The organism is Rhodococcus sp. A14 (assembly GCF_011603105.1).
Lineage (GTDB): Bacteria > Actinomycetota > Actinomycetes > Mycobacteriales > Mycobacteriaceae > Rhodococcus_F > Rhodococcus_F opacus.
Genome location: NZ_JAAOQS010000030.1, coordinates 1 through 15901, shown reverse-complemented (window position 1 = coordinate 15901; position 15901 = coordinate 1). Strand labels below are relative to the sequence as shown.

Below are 15901 nucleotides of genomic sequence, written 5' to 3'. Positions count from 1 at the left end.
CGTCGATGTGCGGCCGAACCCTCGAGCGGTGCTCTCGGCGACCGCCGCGTGGACACTCACTCTACCTGCGAAAACACGACTCGATTAGGTGAAACCTATAAGCCGGATCGACTCTTGGTCATGGACGCTGCGTGATTGTGACGGGTTAATGAATGCATCACACACTGTGACGAGCACAACACGATGGAGGCAACGACATGGCACCGCAGACGTTCACGATTGCATCGATCCCCGCCGACGGCGTCGGCAAGGAGGTCGTCGCTGCCGGACGGCGCGTGCTCGACGTCCTCGCAGAACAGTCCGGTGGGCGTTTCGCCTTCGAGTGGGAAGAATTTCCCTGGGGATGCGGGTATTACGAGCAGACCGGGAAGATGATGGCCGACGACGGCCTCGACACCCTGCAGGCATTCGACGCCATCTACTTCGGTGCGGTCGGATGGGAGAACGTCCCCGACCACATCAGCCTGTGGGGGTTGCGGCTCAACATCACCCAGAACTTCGACCAGTGGGCCAACGTCCGCCCGGTGAGGTTCCTGCCCGGCGTGCAGTCGCCGCTGCGCAAGGCCGACGACACCGAACTCGACTGGGTCGTCGTCCGGGAGAACAGCGAGGGCGAGTACGCCGGCCTCGGCGGACGTAACCTCAGCGGTCGCGGTCCGGGCAACGAGGTCGCACTGCAGACCGCGCTGTTCACCGAGAAGGGCTGCGAGCGCATCATGCGGTTCGCGTTCGACCTGGCCCGCACCCGCACCGTGAAGAAGGTGTCCAGCGTCACCAAGTCCAACGCCCAGCAGTACGGCATGGTCCTGTGGGACGAGGTCTTCAACCGCGTCGCCCTCGACTACCCCGACGTCGCGACCGAGAGCGTCCTCGTCGACGCCATGAGTGCCAAGTTCATCCTGCACCCGGAGGATCTGTCCGTGGTGGTGGCGTCGAATCTCAACGCCGACATCCTCTCCGACCTCGGCTCCGCGCTGGCGGGAAGCCTCGGTATCGCGGCGAGCGCGAACCTCAACCCGGAGCGCCGCTTCCCGAGCATGTTCGAACCCGTTCACGGTTCCGCACCCGACATCGCGGGCCAGGGCATCAGCAACCCGATCGGCGCGATCGCCAGCGCCGCCCTGATGCTCGACCACTTCGGGCTGCACGACGAGGCCCGCCGTGTCGAAGCCGCCATCGAGGCCGCCACCGCGAGCGGAGCACTGACCCGCGACATCGGCGGCTCGTCGGACACCGACGCCGTCACCGAGGCGATCGTGCACGCGCTGCAGACCGCGCTGACCCCGGCCTGACCGCCATCCACAGTTCACAGCCGGCCCGACTCGGCAGGATCTGCCGGGTCGGGGCCCACCCCTCGAACGGTCGGTAACTCTCGGCCACCCCCGTCTTCACACCTGAACACTCTCACCCGAGGTGAATGTCATGGAAACACCAAGCAGCGCAGCGAGTTACCAACCGGCGACTGTGAAGAAACCTTGGTACAGGCAACTGTACTTCTGGGTTCTCATCGCGATCGTGCTCGGCATCCTGGTCGGGTGGCTCTGGCCGGACACCGGCGAGGCGATGGAGCCGATCGGCACCACCTTCATCACCGCGATGAAGATGCTGATCTGCCCGATCGTGTTCCTGACGATCGTCGGCGGCATCGCGAGTGTCGCGGATCTGAAGAAGGTCGGGCTGACGGGAATCAAGGCGCTGACCTACTTCCAGGTCGGGACCATCCTCGCGCTGCTCACCGGTCTCGTCGCGATCAACGTCTTCCGCCTCGGCGACGGGGTGAATGCCGACGCCGCCTCGCTGGAAACGACCGACTCCGCCAACAAACTGATTCAGACCGGTGAAGAGAAGCAGTGGTGGGAGTTCATCACCCACCTGGTCCCGGACAGCGTGTTCGGCCCGTTCGTCGAGGGCGACATCCTCCAGGTCATCTTCCTCGCCGTCATCTTCGGTGTCGCCATCAACGCGGTGGGCCAGATCGCCGCACCGATCCGGGATGCCGTCGAACGCCTCACCGCGGTGGTCTTCAAGGTCCTGAGCTTCATCATGAAGCTCGCACCCCTCGGTGCGTTCGGCGCCATGGCCTTCGCCATCGGCAAGTACGGTGTCTCCACCCTCACCAGCCTCGGCAGCCTGATCCTGCTGTTCTACGTCACGTCCGCGTTCTTCGTCTTCGTGGTCCTCGGATCGGTCATGGCGTACCTGCGGCTCAACATCTTCCGGATGCTCGGCTTCTTCAAGGAAGAACTCCTGCTCATTCTCGGCACCTCCACTGCCGAGCCCGCGCTGCCCGGTCTGATGCGCAAGCTGGAGTACGCCGGCGTCAAGAAGACCACCGTCGGTCTCGTCGTGCCCACCGGCTACAGTTTCAACCTCGACGGGGCAGCCATCTACCTCTCGCTCGCCGCGCTGTACATCGCGCAGGCCACCAACACCGACCTGACGATTCCGCAGCAGCTCGGCCTCCTCGGCGTCATGCTCCTCACCTCCAAGGGGGCCGCAGGTGTCGCCGGAGGCGGGTTCATCGCGCTGACAGCAACATTGAGCACCCTTGGCACCATCCCCGCGGCCGGCATCATGCTCATCTTCGGTATCGACAAGTTCATGTCCGAATGCCGCGCCCTGGTGAACTTCATCGGCAACGCCGTCGCCACCCTGTTCGTCGCCAAATGGAACCACGAACTCGACGTCGACCGTGCCCGCCGCGTCTTCTCCGGCGAAGTCCTTCCCCCACCCGACGGTGACGTCGAGAACGACTTCGACATGGAGATCCTGGAACAGGAACCACGAGACAAGCACCACCACATGATCGGGGAACCGGACGCTGTCCACATCGACCACGAACGGCTCGACCCCGCGGCGACGACGCCCGCGCACTCCACACAGCGATGACCGCATCCGCACTGCACACGAGAAAGGAAGGCCGATGAGGGTTCTGGTTGCCCCGGACAAGTTCAAGGGCTCGCTCTCCGCAGCAGCTGTCGCCGAACATCTCTCGGCCGGCCTCGCTTCGGCGGGAATCGACAGCAGGCGACTTCCTCTCGCCGACGGAGGCGACGGCAGCGTCGACGCGGCGGTGGCGGTCGGATTCACTCCGCACCCCGTCACGGTCGCCGGCGCAAGGGGAACACCCCAGCGCGGACGCATCGCCGTCAACGGCACCACCGCGGTGGTCGAAGTCGCCAACACTTGCGGACTGGCCACCCTCCCCAGCGGGCGCACCGCTCCCCTCGACGCCTCCAGCCTCGGATTCGGCCAGGCCATCGGGCACGCCCGCCGCCACCACCCGCGCCGCCTCGTCCTCGCCCTCGGCGGCAGCGCCGGTACCGACGGCGGAACGGGGATGCTCGCCGCCCTCGGGTTCACCTTCTCCGACAGCACGGGACGACCCCTGCGGGCGTGCGGGCGAACCCTTCCCGAGGTCGCGACGATCGATTCCTCCCGCGCGGTGAACCTGTCCGGAATCGAGATCGTGATCGCCGGCGACGTCACCAACCCGCTGACCGGACCGCACGGCGCCGCCGCCGTGTACGGCCCGCAGAAAGGCGCCACCGAAGCGGACGTGCGCTACCTCGACTCCGGCCTCGACAACCTCGTCGAGGTGTTCACCCGCAGCGGCTACCCTCAGGCGCGTGCGGTGGCCGACTCCCCCGGCGCCGGCAGTGCCGGTGGGATCGGATTCGCCGCCATGCTGCTCGGCGCGCGCATGGTCTCCGGCGCCGAATACTTCCTCGACCTACTCGATTTCGACGGCTGTCTCGCAGGAATGAACCTGGTGATCACCGGCGAGGGCAGCATCGACGAGCAGACCGAACACGGCAAACTGCTCGCGGTCCTGGCCCGCCGCGCCCATCCGGTCCCGGTGATCGCCGTCGCCGGCCGTAGCACTCTGTCCCGGAAGTATTGGGCTCCTGCCGGTTTCGAGTACATCCATTCCCTCGGCGACTACACCGACCGGAACACCGCCGCCGACCCGGAGCTGACCGGCGAACTCCTCACCCGCATCGGGCGTGACATCGGCCGGGGCTCGCTTCTGCACAACGAAGGACCACGATGACTCTCACCGACATCCACTCGCCACTCGCTGCCGATGTCGACTCGGCGTCGCTGCTGTCGCCTCGCCGGGCGAAGATCGTCTGCACGCTCGGGCCCGCTACCGCCACGGACGAACGCACCCGCAGTCTCGTCGAAACCGGGATGGACATCGCCCGACTGAATTTCAGTCACGGCGACCACACCGACCACGAAGCCAACTACCGCCGCGTCCGCGCCGCAGCCGACAGCACCGGCCGAGCCGTCGGAATCCTCGCGGACCTGCAGGGACCGAAGATCCGCCTCGGCCGCTTCACCGACGGCGCGACCGTGTGGGCGACCGGCGAACAGGTCCGGATCACCGTCGAGGACTGCGCGGGCACCCACGACCGGGTCTCGACCACCTACACCCACCTCGCCCAGGACGCACGCGCCGGTGACCGACTGCTGGTCGACGACGGCAAGATCGCACTGACCATCACCGACATCGACCGCAATGACGTGGTGTGCCGGGTGACCGAGGGCGGCCCGATCAGCAACAACAAGGGCGTTTCCCTGCCTGGGATGAACGTGTCCGTCCCGGCGCTGTCGGACAAGGACATCGACGACCTCGAATTCGCCCTACGCCTCGGGGTCGACCTGATCGCCCTGTCGTTCGTGCGCGCCCCCACCGACATCGACCGCGTCCACGAGGTGATGGACCGGATCGGCCGCCGGGTCCCGGTGATCGCGAAGATCGAAAAACCCGAAGCCGTCGACGACATCGAGGCGATCGTGCGGGCCTTCGACGCGGTCATGGTCGCGCGCGGCGACCTCGGGGTGGAGGCCGCTGGTGCAGAAACGGATCGTGCAGATCGCCCGGGAGAACGCCCGACCGGTGATCGTCGCCACCCAGATGCTCGAGTCGATGATCGACAATTCCCGGCCCACCCGAGCCGAGGCATCGGATGTGGCCAACGCGATCCTCGACGGCGCCGACGCGGTAATGCTGTCCGGTGAAACCTCCGTCGGCGCCTACCCGACCGAGACGGTCGCGACGATGGCGCGGATCCTCTCCGCCGTCGAACACCAATCCACCACCGTCCCCGCCCTCACCCACACTCCCCGCACCCACGGCGGGGTTCTCTCGTTCGCCGCCCGCGACATCGGCGAACGCCTGAACGCCACCGCGCTGGTCGCGTTCACCCAGTCCGGGGACACCGTGCGACGACTCGCCCGGCTCCACACCCCGCTGCCACTGCTGGCATTCACCCCGCTACCCCAGGTGCGCAACGAACTCGCCCTCACCTAGGGCACCGAAACCTTCCTCGTCGACCCGGTCGAATCGACCGACGAGATGATCCGCCAGGTCGACACCGCCCTCCTCCGACTGGGCCGCTACCGGCACGGCGACCTCGTCGTCATCGTCGCCGGCTCACCCCCGCACACCGTCGGATCCACCAACCTCATCCACGTCCACCGGGTCGGTGAGGACGACTTCACGAAGAACTAGAGGCTGCTGCCCTCTCGAGGAGGTGCGGACGCGTGGCTCCGACGGGGTTCAGCTGCTCGTAGGCCCGTGCCACGTCGAGCAGGAACAGGTCGTTGCCCGGGGCCGCGACGATCTGCACGCCGACCGGCAGACCGTCGGCGCTGAATCCGGCGGGAACGGAGATCGCGGGGCAACCCAGCACCGTCACGGTCAACGCCGACGTCATCCAGTCGAGGTAGTCGTCGCAGCGACGGCCGTCGACCGCTGCCGGGTACTCGAGTTCGGCGTCGAACGGGAGCACCTGCGACACGGGCATCACCAGGATGTCGTGGTGGGTGAAGAATTCGACGGCGCGATGCTGGATCTCCGCCTGCGCCACCATGGCTTTCGCGACGTCGTCGGCGGAGAGCCGGTCTGCCTGCCGGATGTTGTCGAGCAGCGACGGCTTCAGCAGATCGGGGGTGGCGTCGGCGCGGTCACCGAGGTCGATCTTGAACCGCCACGCCCGCAGGGTGCGGAACACCCACTCGGCGTCGGGAATCGACGGTGCGTCCTCGGCCACCACCGCACCCGCGGCGGCGAAGATCGAGGACTGCCGGTCGTGGATCTCGCGGACCGGCGCATCCACGGGGAAGATGCCGTTCAGATCCGCGGACACCGCGACGCGCAGACCCTGCAGGCCGGCGACACCGAGACGCGGCGCGAGGGCATCGGCGCTGAGCGAACTGCGGATGCGCGCGTCGGGTCCGGAGATCACCGATAGCAGCAGTTCCAGGTCGTCGACGTTCCGGGCCATCGGTCCCTGCGTCACGAGTGCGTCCCAGGGCGCGCTGTTCGGCCAGCACGGCACACGGCCCGGAGTGGGGCGCAATCCGACGACGTTGCAGAACGACGCCGGGTTGCGCAGCGAACCGCCCATGTCGCTGCCGTCGGCGAGCGCGACGAGTCCCGCGCCGAGCGCGGACGCGGCGCCGCCGCTCGAGCCACCCGCACTCTTGGTGGGGTCGTACGGGTTGGTGGTGGTCCCGAAGACGGGGTTGAACGTGTGCGAGCCGGCTGCGAATTCGGGGACATTGGACTTGCCGATCGTGACGGCGCCGGCCGCGATGACGCGTTCGGCGATCAGCTCACTGGTCTCGGGCACGTTGTCGACGAGGAGCGGCGAGCCGGCGACGGTGGGGAAACCGGCGACGTCGTGAGTGTCCTTGAACGCGAACGGCAGTCCGTGCAGCGGCCCCACCGGGGTTCCGGCGGCCGTCTGTGCGTCGGCGGCGGCAGCGGTGGAGTGCGCGCGGTCCAGGTCGAGGCTGACGAGCGCGTTGACCGTCGGATTCACCCGCGCGATCCGGTCCGTGTGCAGGTCGAGCAGCTCGCGGGCCGAGATGTCCTTGCGACGGAGTGCGGCGAGCATCTCTCGCGCGGTCGAGTAGTGATCGATGGTCATTTCGAGGTCTCCAGGATCGGGGTGGTGGCGGGAAGGTCTTCCGACGACGCGGGGGCCGGGGTGCGGGGACGGGTGGCGCGGACGACGGCCTCCACGACGGCGATCACCGCGAGGTTGAGGACCAGGCCGCAGATGCCGGCGTCGATGTTGGCGAGGTTCAGTTCGAAGACGGTCATCACGATGACGGTGAGCATTCCCACGACGAGACCGGCGAACACGGATTGCTTGGCGAGCAACGGCTTCTCGGGCAGAGCCAGCGCCAGACCGGGGGCGAGCTGGCTGAGACCACCGAACGTGAGCAGCAACAGGTTGGCCAGCAGATCGGGGCGCGTCAGGCCGAGCACGAGGGCCATGGTGGCAGCGGCGATCACGACCAGGTGGTTGAACCGAAGCTTCGTGCGCTCGCTTTCGATCTTCACCAGGTTGTGCGACGCCAGCGTCGAGATGCCGATGCAGATGGCGCCGGCAGGCAGCATCGCGGCGGAGGCCGCGGCGATCGCGATCAGTCCGAGCGCCCAGTTCGGCAGCGCTCCCCCGGCCAGCGTGAGCAGGACGGCGTTACTGCTGGTATTGGGATTCAGTGCGAGGATCCCGACGAAGCCCAGCATGATCGGAAGAATCATGACCACCTGGTACATCGGCAGAAAAGTGTTGTTGGAGCGGATCACTCGACCGTTCTTTGCGGCCAGCAGCGGCGGCCAGAGGTGCGGGGTGGTGAGGAACCCGCAGCCGATCGCGGAGATCAGCAGGCTCGTGGTCCACCAGACCTTGTCGTAGTCACCGGGGTTCACGGTCAGCATCTCGCTGTGGGTCTGGGCGATCTGGCCGAACACGTCGCCGATGCCACCGGCGAAGTGCAACGGGATCACGATCGACAGCACCACGACGGCGAGCAGGATCAGGACGTCCTTGACATAGGCGGTGCGCGCGAGGCCGTGAATGCCGGCCCACAGCACGAACCCGACGACGAGGACGGTCGCGACGATCATGCTCAGAGTGCCCGAACTCGCGCTGCCCGTGACGAGTCGGACGATCAGGCCGAGGCCGGTGATCTGCAACTGCAGGTACGGCAGCAGGAAGATGATGCCGCACAGGGCGACCAGCCGGCCGAGGAGCGGGCTGCGGTACCGGTCCGCGAAGAAGTCGGCCTGGGTGATGTATCCGCGGTCCTTGCTGAGTTTCCAGATTCGCGGTCCGATGAAATACAGGGCCACGTAGCCGAGCGGGATGTACGGGATGGCGTAGGTGGCGCCGATGCCCGCGGTGAACGCGATACCGGCGACACCGAGGAACGTGAACGTGGTGAACGATTCACCGGCCTGCAGGAAGAAACTGGTGACCACACCGAAGTTCCGTTTGCCGACCGTCCACTCACTCAGGTTCTGAGCGCGTTTCCGGCGTCCACCGACCGCGATCACGGCCAATCCGATCATGCCGGCCAGCGTGATCCACAGAGCTGAGTTCGTCATAGCGTCGCCTCCTCGAGCTGGAGGTCGTCGCTCCGCTCCTCGTGCGGCCGGACGAGGCCGAACTCCACCGCCGCCAGCGCGGGCAGCAGCAGGAGCACCCAGGCCGAGCACCAGACGAGCAGCCGGGGCATCCCCAGCCACAGATCGGCCGTGTTCACAAACGGCAGCCACACGGCGGTGAGGAGTGCGAGCACCGGGGCGACCGGGACGAGCAGCAGCCAGCGGCGCTGCGGCGAATCCTCGATCGCCCCGAGAATGGCGTCTCGTTGCATGCTGTTCCTTCTTCCATCCGGGGAGTAGAGGAAGCATGCGTGGTGCGGATCACAGCACTCAACCGCTGTACGAGGTTCGGCGAAATCGGCCACCAGCATGTCGGAGATCGCAATCAGGCGCGCCGGAGGGGCGGTCCGATGTCGAAATCCGTCACATTGTCCGTCCGCTGCGTTTGACCGCCTGCACCACCATGTTGGTTTCCAGGGCCGCCGCGTCCGCCACCCACGGCGCGGTCGTGATGTAGTCGTAGAGCACCGACTCGTCCGGCGCGGCGATGTTCGCGACCACCTGGTACTCGCCCGCCGTGCCGGCGGCGTACCGCACGTACGGCATCTCGAGCATCCCCCGCACGAGCGGTTCGATCCGGTTGCGCTGGGTCTTGATGAACAGCATCGCCTCGGCACGCAGCCCGAACAGGGCAGGATCCACCACCACCCGGAGGCTGATCGCACCCTCGGTGAGCAGCGACTGGACACGTCGCCGGGCCGTCGCCTCGGAGACACCCGCGGTCCGGGCGAGCGCCGTGGTGCCCACCCGCCCGTTCTGCATCAGCTCGCGGATGATCGTCCGGTCGACGGGATCCCGGGTGCCGCGTTCCAGGTCCGTGAGGAAGGTCGCCGGAGGCGACACCCCGCCGATCGCGTCCTTCTCGGCGGGGGTCAGCACCCCGGCCTCCCATTCGCGGACCGTGCGGAAGTACCGCAGCACCGGGTCGGTCCAGCTTCGGACGACGCCCATCGTCGCGGGGAGTTCGTCCATGACGAGCTTCGGGAGGCGATCCCGGGACACGTGGATCTCGGCCACACAGTCGGCGGTGCCGGTGAGGATGTACACGAAGATGCAGTCGCTGCGCTGAGCGAGGGCGCTCGCCGCCACCCGCACCGTTCCCGGGGAGCACTGGAGGCGCACGATCGCGGTGCCGCCGCTGTTCGCGACGGCGGTGACCGCCACCCGCCCGGACTCGAGGAGCGCGATGCCGTGCCGGGTCACGTTCCGCTCGGGTTCGCCGAGCGCCTGGGCAATTCGGCTCCAGGAACATCTCCCGTCGACCTGGAGGGCGGCGACGATCCGCTGATCGAGCGAGAACCTGCGTTCGGTCATTGAAGCCGCCTGCCCTCCATGCAACGTGTGCATGCGATGGTAGGCCAGTCGGTGGTGGCGAGAATCCAGACCTGTTCGCAGGTGATATCGGGCCCGCGCGTCGTGACTCGAAACTGCTGGTCTGCAACGGAATACGCCTCGCACCAGAACCGCAGGCGGACACGCTGAACCATCAAAGGTTAGGCTAACCGTATATGGTCTGAACGTGACGGTGCGCATCGCCACGCGCACCGCAGTTGTCCGCTACGAAAGGTGATCGCATATGCAGTCGACGGCCGTTGCCGAGTCCGCAGAGACTTCGGTGGACCTCCCGCCGGGCGCGCCGTTCGTTCTCTCCCGCCCGCACGGCACCGTGATCGCCGACGGCATCCGCACCGGTTACGACTCCGCCCGCGACGCCGCCGCGGCCCTGCGGAGCGGCACCGCGACGTCGGTGGTCGGCGCGCTCGCCTTCGACCCGTCACATCCCGCCGCGCTGATCGCACCACAGACGCTGCGTCACCACCCGCGAAGCTGGTCCCCTCGTCGGCAGGCCCTTCCACACGTACGCGCCGGCGAGTCGATTCCCCCGGAGGACGAGCACGTCGCCCGGGTCACCGCCGCCATTCACCTGCTGCGAGAGCCCGAGGCCGCACTCCACAAGGTGGTGCTCGCCCGATCGGTCGTCCTGCACGCCGACGGACCGCTGCATCCGCACGCACTGCTCGCGCAACTCGTCGCGAACGACCTCGGCGGCAACGGCTTCAGCGTCGATCTGAGCGCCGCGGGCACCGGCTGGTCGGGACGGCAGCTCGTCGGCTCGAGTCCCGAGGTGCTCATCCGTCGCCGCGGCGACACCGTGACCTGCCATCCGCTCGCCGGATCCGCTCCCCGGCACCCCGATCCCGAGATCGACAGGCTGACCGCGGAGAACCTCGCGGCGTCGGAGAAGAATCTGCGCGAACACGCCCTCGTCGTCGAGGCTCTGCGCGCGAGCCTCGAACCGTTCTGCACCGAACTCGACATCCCCGACCGGCCCACCCTCACCAGCACACCGCAACTGTGGCATCTCGGCACACCCGTGTCGGGACGACTGCGGGACCGCTCGGTGACCGCACTGGACCTCGCCGTCGCCGCGCACCCGACCCCGGCCGTGTGCGGCACCCCCACCGCCGCCGCGCGTGCGCTGATCGGCGAACTCGAGGGCGACCGCGGCTTCTACGCCGGCGCCGTGGGCTGGGCCGACGCCGACGGTGACGGCGAATGGATGGTCACCATCCGGTGCGCGCAGATCGACGCCGACCGCACCACCGTCACGGCGTACGCCGGCGGCGGCATCGTCGCCGCCTCCGAACCGGACGACGAACTCGCCGAGACCACAACCAAACTGGGCACCGTCCTCGCCGCACTGGGACTCACCCGATGAGCGGCACGACACTGGTCGTCGGGGCGGCCCAGGGCATCGGACGGGCCACGGCCGTCACGCTGTCGCGGTCCGGCCACCGCCTGGTACTGCTCGATCGTGATGCCGACGGCCTCGCCGCCACCGCCGCACTGCTCGACACTCCGCCGCTCGGCACCGCCGTCACCGACATCCGCGACACCGCCGCCGTCACCGACACCGTCCGCCGGATCGAGGACGAGCACGGACCCATCACCGCACTCGCGCACGTGGCGGGTGTCCTCGAGACCGGCTCCGTTCTCGACGCCGACCCCGAGAGCTGGCAGCGCGTGTTCGACGTCAACGTCACCGGCCTCGTCAACGTGCTGCGGGCGGTCGGCACCGGAATGCGCGAGCGTGCAGCCGGTTCCATCGTCGTGGTCGGTTCCAACGCCGCTGGCGTCCCCCGCACCGGAATGGGCGCGTACGGCGCGTCCAAGGCCGCCGTCTCGATGATCGTCCGGGTACTCGGCCTCGAACTCGCCGAATACGGGATCCGCGCCAACATCGTCGCCCCCGGCTCGACGGACACCGCGATGCAGCGGTCGCTGTGGTCGGATCCCGCCGACGACGCCGGAGCACGCGGAGCGATCGACGGAGACCTGGGCTCGTTCAAGGTCGGTATCCCGCTGGGCCGCATCGCCGACGCCGCCGACATCGCGGACGCCGTCGAGTTCCTCCTGTCGGATCGGGCACGTCACATCACCATGCAGGCGCTCTACGTCGACGGCGGCGCTACCCTCCGAGCCTGACGACCCCGGACAGCCGTGCCCGTGAAAGGACTTTCGATGACCACGAGCGTTCGCGCTCCCCTGGAGACCACCGTCGGCTACCCCGCCGACCTCGCCGCACGCTACCGTGACGCCGGGTACTGGACGGACGAGACGTTCCAGCAGTTCCTGGGCGCCCGCGCCGAGCAATTCGGGGACGCGATCGCCGTGACCGGACCGGACGCGTCCGGGGCGGACCGCGCCCTCACCTACCGGGAACTGTCCGACCGCGCCGACCGGCTCGCCGCCGGGCTGCAGTCGTCGGGGGTGCAGCCCGGCGACCGGGTCGTGGTGCAGTTGCCGAACATCGTCGAGTACGTCGAGGTGATCTTCGCGGTCTTCCGGCTCGGTGCACTGCCGGTGTTCGCGCTGCCCGCGCACCGCGTCCAGGAGATCTCCTACTTCTGCAGCTTCACCGACGCCGCGGCCTACGTCGTCACCGATACGCACGCCGGATTCGACTACCGCACACTTGCCCGCGACGTGGTGGCCTCGGCCGAGAATCCGCCCAGGATCATCGTGGCCGGGGACGCGGAGGAGTTCACGTCACTCGACGAACTGCGGGCGGCGGAACCGATCTCGGACGGGCCGGCGGTGGGTCCGGAATCCGTGGCGTTCCTGCAGCTCTCGGGCGGGACCACCGGGGTGTCGAAGCTGATCCCGCGCACCCACACCGACTACCTGTACTCGGTGCGCGAGTCGGACCGCATCTGCGGCGTCGACGAGAGCACCCGCATGCTCGTCGTTCTGCCTGCGGCGCACAACTTTCCGATGAGCTCACCGGGCATCCTCGGCGTGCTGCACGCCGGTGGTCGCGTGGTGCTCGCACCGGATCCGAGCCCCGACACCGCGTTCGCGCTCATCGAGAAGGAGGGCGTCACGATTGCGTCTCTGGTGCCGCCGCTCGCGTTGGCCTGGCTGGCCGCCAGTGGTCGCACGGAACGGGACCTCTCGAGCCTCGAGGTGCTGCAGGTGGGCGGTGCCAAGTTCAGCGCCGAGGCCGCGAAGCGGGTGCGTCCCGAACTCGGGTGCACGCTGCAGCAGGTCTTCGGGATGGCGGAGGGACTCGTCAACTACACGCGGCTCGACGACCCGGAAGACACGATCGTCACCACCCAGGGCAGACCGATCAGCCCCGACGACGAGATCCGGGTCGTCGACGACCGGGGCGAACCCGTCCCGAACGGCACGTCCGGTCATCTGCTCACCCGCGGTCCGTACACCATTCGTGGGTATTACCGGGCTCCCGAACACAATTCGACGGCCTTCACCGAGGACGGCTTCTACCGCACCGGCGACATCGTCCGGCTCACGGACGACGGCTACCTCGTCGTCGAGGGCCGCGCGAAGGATCAGATCAACCGCGGCGGCGAGAAGGTGGCCGCGGAAGAGGTCGAGAACCATCTGCTCGCACACCCCGCCGTCGCCGACGTCGCGGTGGTGTCGATGCCCGACCCGTATCTCGGCGAACGGAGTTGCGCGTTCGTCGTGGTGCAAGGTGGGCAGCCGAAGGCCGTCGAACTCAAGAAGTTCGTCCGCGACCGCGGACTCGCCGACTACAAGGTGCCGGACAAGGTGGTGTTCGTCGACGAGTTCCCGGTCACCGGGGTCGGCAAGATCAGCAAGTCCGATCTGCGGCGGGCACTGGAGAAGACGTTCGTGACCTCGTGACCCGACCCGGCTATCGGGACAGTCGCCCCAACAGCGCGGACGCGACGGCGATCCCGAGCACCGCGGCTGCCACGAGCACCCCGAAGTCCAGCCAGTAGTTCGTGGGCTGGCCGATCAGCAGCCCCCTGAGTGCGGAAACCTCGTAACTCAGGGGGTTCACGCGGCTGATCGCCTGAACCCACCCCGGCATGAGTTCCACCGGGTACAGCGCGTTCGACGTGAAGAACAGCGGCATCGTGATCGCCTGGCCGATCCCCATCAGCCGGTCACGTTTGAGCACCACCCCGGCGATGGCCACCGACAGGCACGAGAAGAACGCCGCGCCCAGCACCACGACCGCGACGACACCCAGAAGACGCACCGGATTCCACGTCATCCCGACCCCGAGCAGCGCAGCCACGACCACGACGACCACAGCCTGGGCGACCGCGCGGACGCCGGCCGCGAACGCCTTGCCCGTCACGAGAGCCGCCCGCGGCGTGGGTGTCACGAGCAGCTTGGTCAAGACCCCTGCGTCGCGTTCCCAGATGATCTGGATGCCGTAGAAGATCGCGACGAAGAGCGCCGACTGGGCGATGATGCCCGGTGCCAGGTAGTCCAGGTAGGGGACGTCGCCGGTCGGGATCGCGCGGACGCGGCTGAACGTCTCCCCGAAGATGACCAGCCACAGGATCGGCTGGATCGCCCGGGTCACCAACTCGGTGCGGTCGTGGCGGAGTTTCTGCAGCTCGACCAGACAGAACGTGACGATCCGCGACGACAACCGGAGCACACCCCGGGTCGGCGGTTCAGCCCAGACGGCGGGCAGTGCGGCGGGCGCTACGGACATCCCGGAGCCCTCCCTTCTCGTCGGCGGTGAGACTGTCACCGGTGAAGTGGCGGAAGACGTCATCGAGCGTCGTGTCGGGCCCCAGTTCGGCGACGAGCCCCGACGGGGAACCGACCGCCCGCAGTTCGCCGCGGTGCATCAACGCGACCCGATCACACAATGCCTCGGCCTCTTCCATGTAGTGGGTGGTGAGCAGGACCGTCATCCCGTACTGCTTCTGCATCTCGGTGACGCGGGTCCACACCGAATCCCGCGCCACCGGATCCAGCCCGACCGTCGGTTCGTCGAGCACCAGCAACGACGGCCGGTTGACCAACGCCTGCGCGAGTTCGAGGCGCCGGACCATGCCGCCCGAGAAACTCGACGCCACCCGGTCGGCGACGTCGGCGAGGTCCACCATCTCCAGTACCTCGTCCACCCGGCGCCGCCGTTCGGACCGGGGTACGTCGTAGAGGCGGGCGAACCAGGACACGTTCTCACGGGCGGTGAGCGCGCCTTCGATCGACAACTGTTGCGGCACATACCCGAGCAGCCGTCGAACGGCCATCGCCTGGGTGCGCACGTCGTACCCGAAGATGCTCACGTCGCCGTCCTGCAGCGGAAGAAGCGTGTTGAGCAGTCGGATCGTGGTGGTCTTCCCCGCCCCGTTGGGGCCGAGAAGGCCGAAGCACTCCCCCGCCTCGATCACGAGGCTCAGGTCCTTCACCGCGGTATAGTCCCCGAACGAGTAGGTCACGTGCGACAGTGCCAGCGCCTCGTGGGCCGGCCGCTGTCGTGCGGCGGTCTGCGCCCTGCGAAACATCATCTGACGACCTCCTGATCGCTCGGCCCGGCCTGATCCGGGTGAAGCGCTCCGGCGAGGCGGGTGATGGCGGGTATGGCGGATTCGATGGCCTGCCTGTCCTCGGCACTCAGTCCGTCGAATGCGGCGGCGACCTCGATGTTGCGGCGGTCGCGCCAACGCTCGACCTGCGATCGTGCCTCGTCGGTGAGCGCCAAGCGGGCGACGCGACGGTCGGACTCGTCCCGCACCCGTTCGACCAGCCCGGCGTCGGTGAGTTGCCGCACGAGGGTGGAGACGGTGTTCGCCGCGAGGCCCAGGGCCGCCGCGGCTTCCGCCACGGACGTGCCGGGCCTGCGGCGGAGCAGCCGCACCAACTCCACCTGCGACCCCGTCAACGGTGTCTCCGGCCACGGCCGCCCGACCCGACGGCGCGTGTGCCGGCGCAGCAATCCGATTGCGGCGAAGAGCTGTTCGGCAGGCGCCTCGTTCTGTGCCATGGATTCAATATAGCTCTGTTTCAGAGGTATTTCGAGGGCAGCTACGCTCGGGCATGCACACCGAGTTCGGATGATCGAGGTGACGAGGAGACGTCTGCATGTGCCTGGTCCTGTTCGCCTGGCATACCCGCCCCGACCTCCCC

General features: G+C 68.0%; 13 protein-coding genes and 1 pseudogene. 7 read left to right on the top strand and 7 right to left on the bottom strand.

The features are described from left to right. The first annotated feature begins 197 nt into the window (after positions 1–197). The 4 genes and pseudogenes from G9373_RS17715 to pyk all read left to right on the top strand — a co-directional run bounded on the left by G9373_RS17715 (position 198) and on the right by pyk (position 5521). Positions 198–1292 carry a tartrate dehydrogenase gene (locus G9373_RS17715; RefSeq protein ID WP_054245742.1) on the top strand — a complete coding sequence of 365 codons (1095 nt, stop codon included), beginning with the start codon at positions 198–200 and terminating at the stop codon, positions 1290–1292. A 130-nt stretch (positions 1293–1422) separates the two neighbouring features. Beyond that, the gene (gene dctA / locus G9373_RS17710; RefSeq protein WP_133986107.1) at positions 1423–2889 is read left to right on the top strand and encodes a C4-dicarboxylate transporter DctA; all 1467 of its coding nucleotides are present in this window, start codon (positions 1423–1425) and stop codon (positions 2887–2889) included. Between the two features lie 34 nt (positions 2890–2923). Further along, the gene (locus G9373_RS17705) at positions 2924–4054 is read left to right on the top strand and encodes a glycerate kinase (RefSeq protein ID WP_054245744.1); all 1131 of its coding nucleotides are present in this window, start codon (positions 2924–2926) and stop codon (positions 4052–4054) included. Next, positions 4051–5521: pseudogene (gene pyk, locus G9373_RS17700) on the top strand (pyruvate kinase). The gene G9373_RS17705 and the pseudogene pyk overlap by 4 nt, the downstream one beginning before the upstream one ends. On the opposite strand, the gene G9373_RS17695 reads toward pyk, so the two are convergent. From G9373_RS17695 to G9373_RS17680, 4 genes are all read right to left on the bottom strand, one after another. Continuing rightward, positions 5508–6944: an amidase family protein gene (locus G9373_RS17695; protein WP_133986106.1), complete on the bottom strand. Its 1437-nt coding sequence runs from the start codon at positions 6942–6944 to the stop codon at positions 5508–5510. The pseudogene pyk and the gene G9373_RS17695 sit on opposite strands and share 14 nt — an antisense overlap. Next, on the bottom strand, positions 6941–8413 hold the full coding sequence (locus G9373_RS17690) for a sodium:solute symporter family protein (RefSeq protein ID WP_054245746.1): 1473 nt from the start codon (positions 8411–8413) through the stop codon (positions 6941–6943). Before G9373_RS17690 ends, G9373_RS17695 begins: the two co-directional genes overlap by 4 nt. Continuing rightward, positions 8410–8685 (bottom strand): hypothetical protein, encoded by a 276-nt coding sequence (locus G9373_RS17685; protein WP_133986105.1) that lies wholly within the window; start codon positions 8683–8685, stop codon positions 8410–8412. Before G9373_RS17685 ends, G9373_RS17690 begins: the two co-directional genes overlap by 4 nt. Before the next feature lie 151 nt (positions 8686–8836). Next, positions 8837–9787, bottom strand: a complete 951-nt coding sequence (locus tag G9373_RS17680) for an AsnC family transcriptional regulator (RefSeq protein ID WP_005566409.1) — start codon at positions 9785–9787, stop codon at positions 8837–8839. Between the two features lie 262 nt (positions 9788–10049). On the opposite strand from G9373_RS17680, the gene G9373_RS17675 reads away from it, so the two are divergent. From G9373_RS17675 to G9373_RS17665, 3 genes are read left to right on the top strand one after another with little or no spacing between them, the layout of a single operon-like run. Beyond that, positions 10050–11192: an isochorismate synthase gene (locus G9373_RS17675; protein ID WP_133986104.1), complete on the top strand. Its 1143-nt coding sequence runs from the start codon at positions 10050–10052 to the stop codon at positions 11190–11192. After that, positions 11189–11959, top strand: a complete 771-nt coding sequence (locus G9373_RS17670) for an SDR family oxidoreductase (RefSeq protein ID WP_133986103.1) — start codon at positions 11189–11191, stop codon at positions 11957–11959. The genes G9373_RS17675 and G9373_RS17670 overlap by 4 nt, the downstream gene beginning before the upstream one ends. Before the next feature lie 36 nt (positions 11960–11995). Beyond that, positions 11996–13648 carry a (2,3-dihydroxybenzoyl)adenylate synthase gene (locus G9373_RS17665; protein WP_133986102.1) on the top strand — a complete coding sequence of 551 codons (1653 nt, stop codon included), beginning with the start codon at positions 11996–11998 and terminating at the stop codon, positions 13646–13648. A gap of 10 nt (positions 13649–13658) precedes the next feature. Here G9373_RS17665 and G9373_RS17660 read toward each other — a convergent pair whose 3' ends face one another. Genes G9373_RS17660 through G9373_RS17650 form a run of 3 tightly spaced genes read right to left on the bottom strand, consistent with a single transcriptional unit; the run spans position 13659 to position 15758 of the window. Continuing rightward, a complete protein-coding gene (locus G9373_RS17660) occupies positions 13659–14477 on the bottom strand; it encodes an ABC transporter permease (protein ID WP_167116019.1) in 819 nt (272 codons plus the stop codon). After that, a complete protein-coding gene (locus G9373_RS17655; RefSeq protein WP_133986100.1) occupies positions 14437–15282 on the bottom strand; it encodes an ATP-binding cassette domain-containing protein in 846 nt (281 codons plus the stop codon). The genes G9373_RS17660 and G9373_RS17655 overlap by 41 nt, the downstream gene beginning before the upstream one ends. Further along, the gene (locus G9373_RS17650) at positions 15279–15758 is read right to left on the bottom strand and encodes a MarR family transcriptional regulator (protein WP_005254880.1); all 480 of its coding nucleotides are present in this window, start codon (positions 15756–15758) and stop codon (positions 15279–15281) included. The genes G9373_RS17655 and G9373_RS17650 overlap by 4 nt, the downstream gene beginning before the upstream one ends. Positions 15759–15901 lie beyond the last annotated feature (143 nt).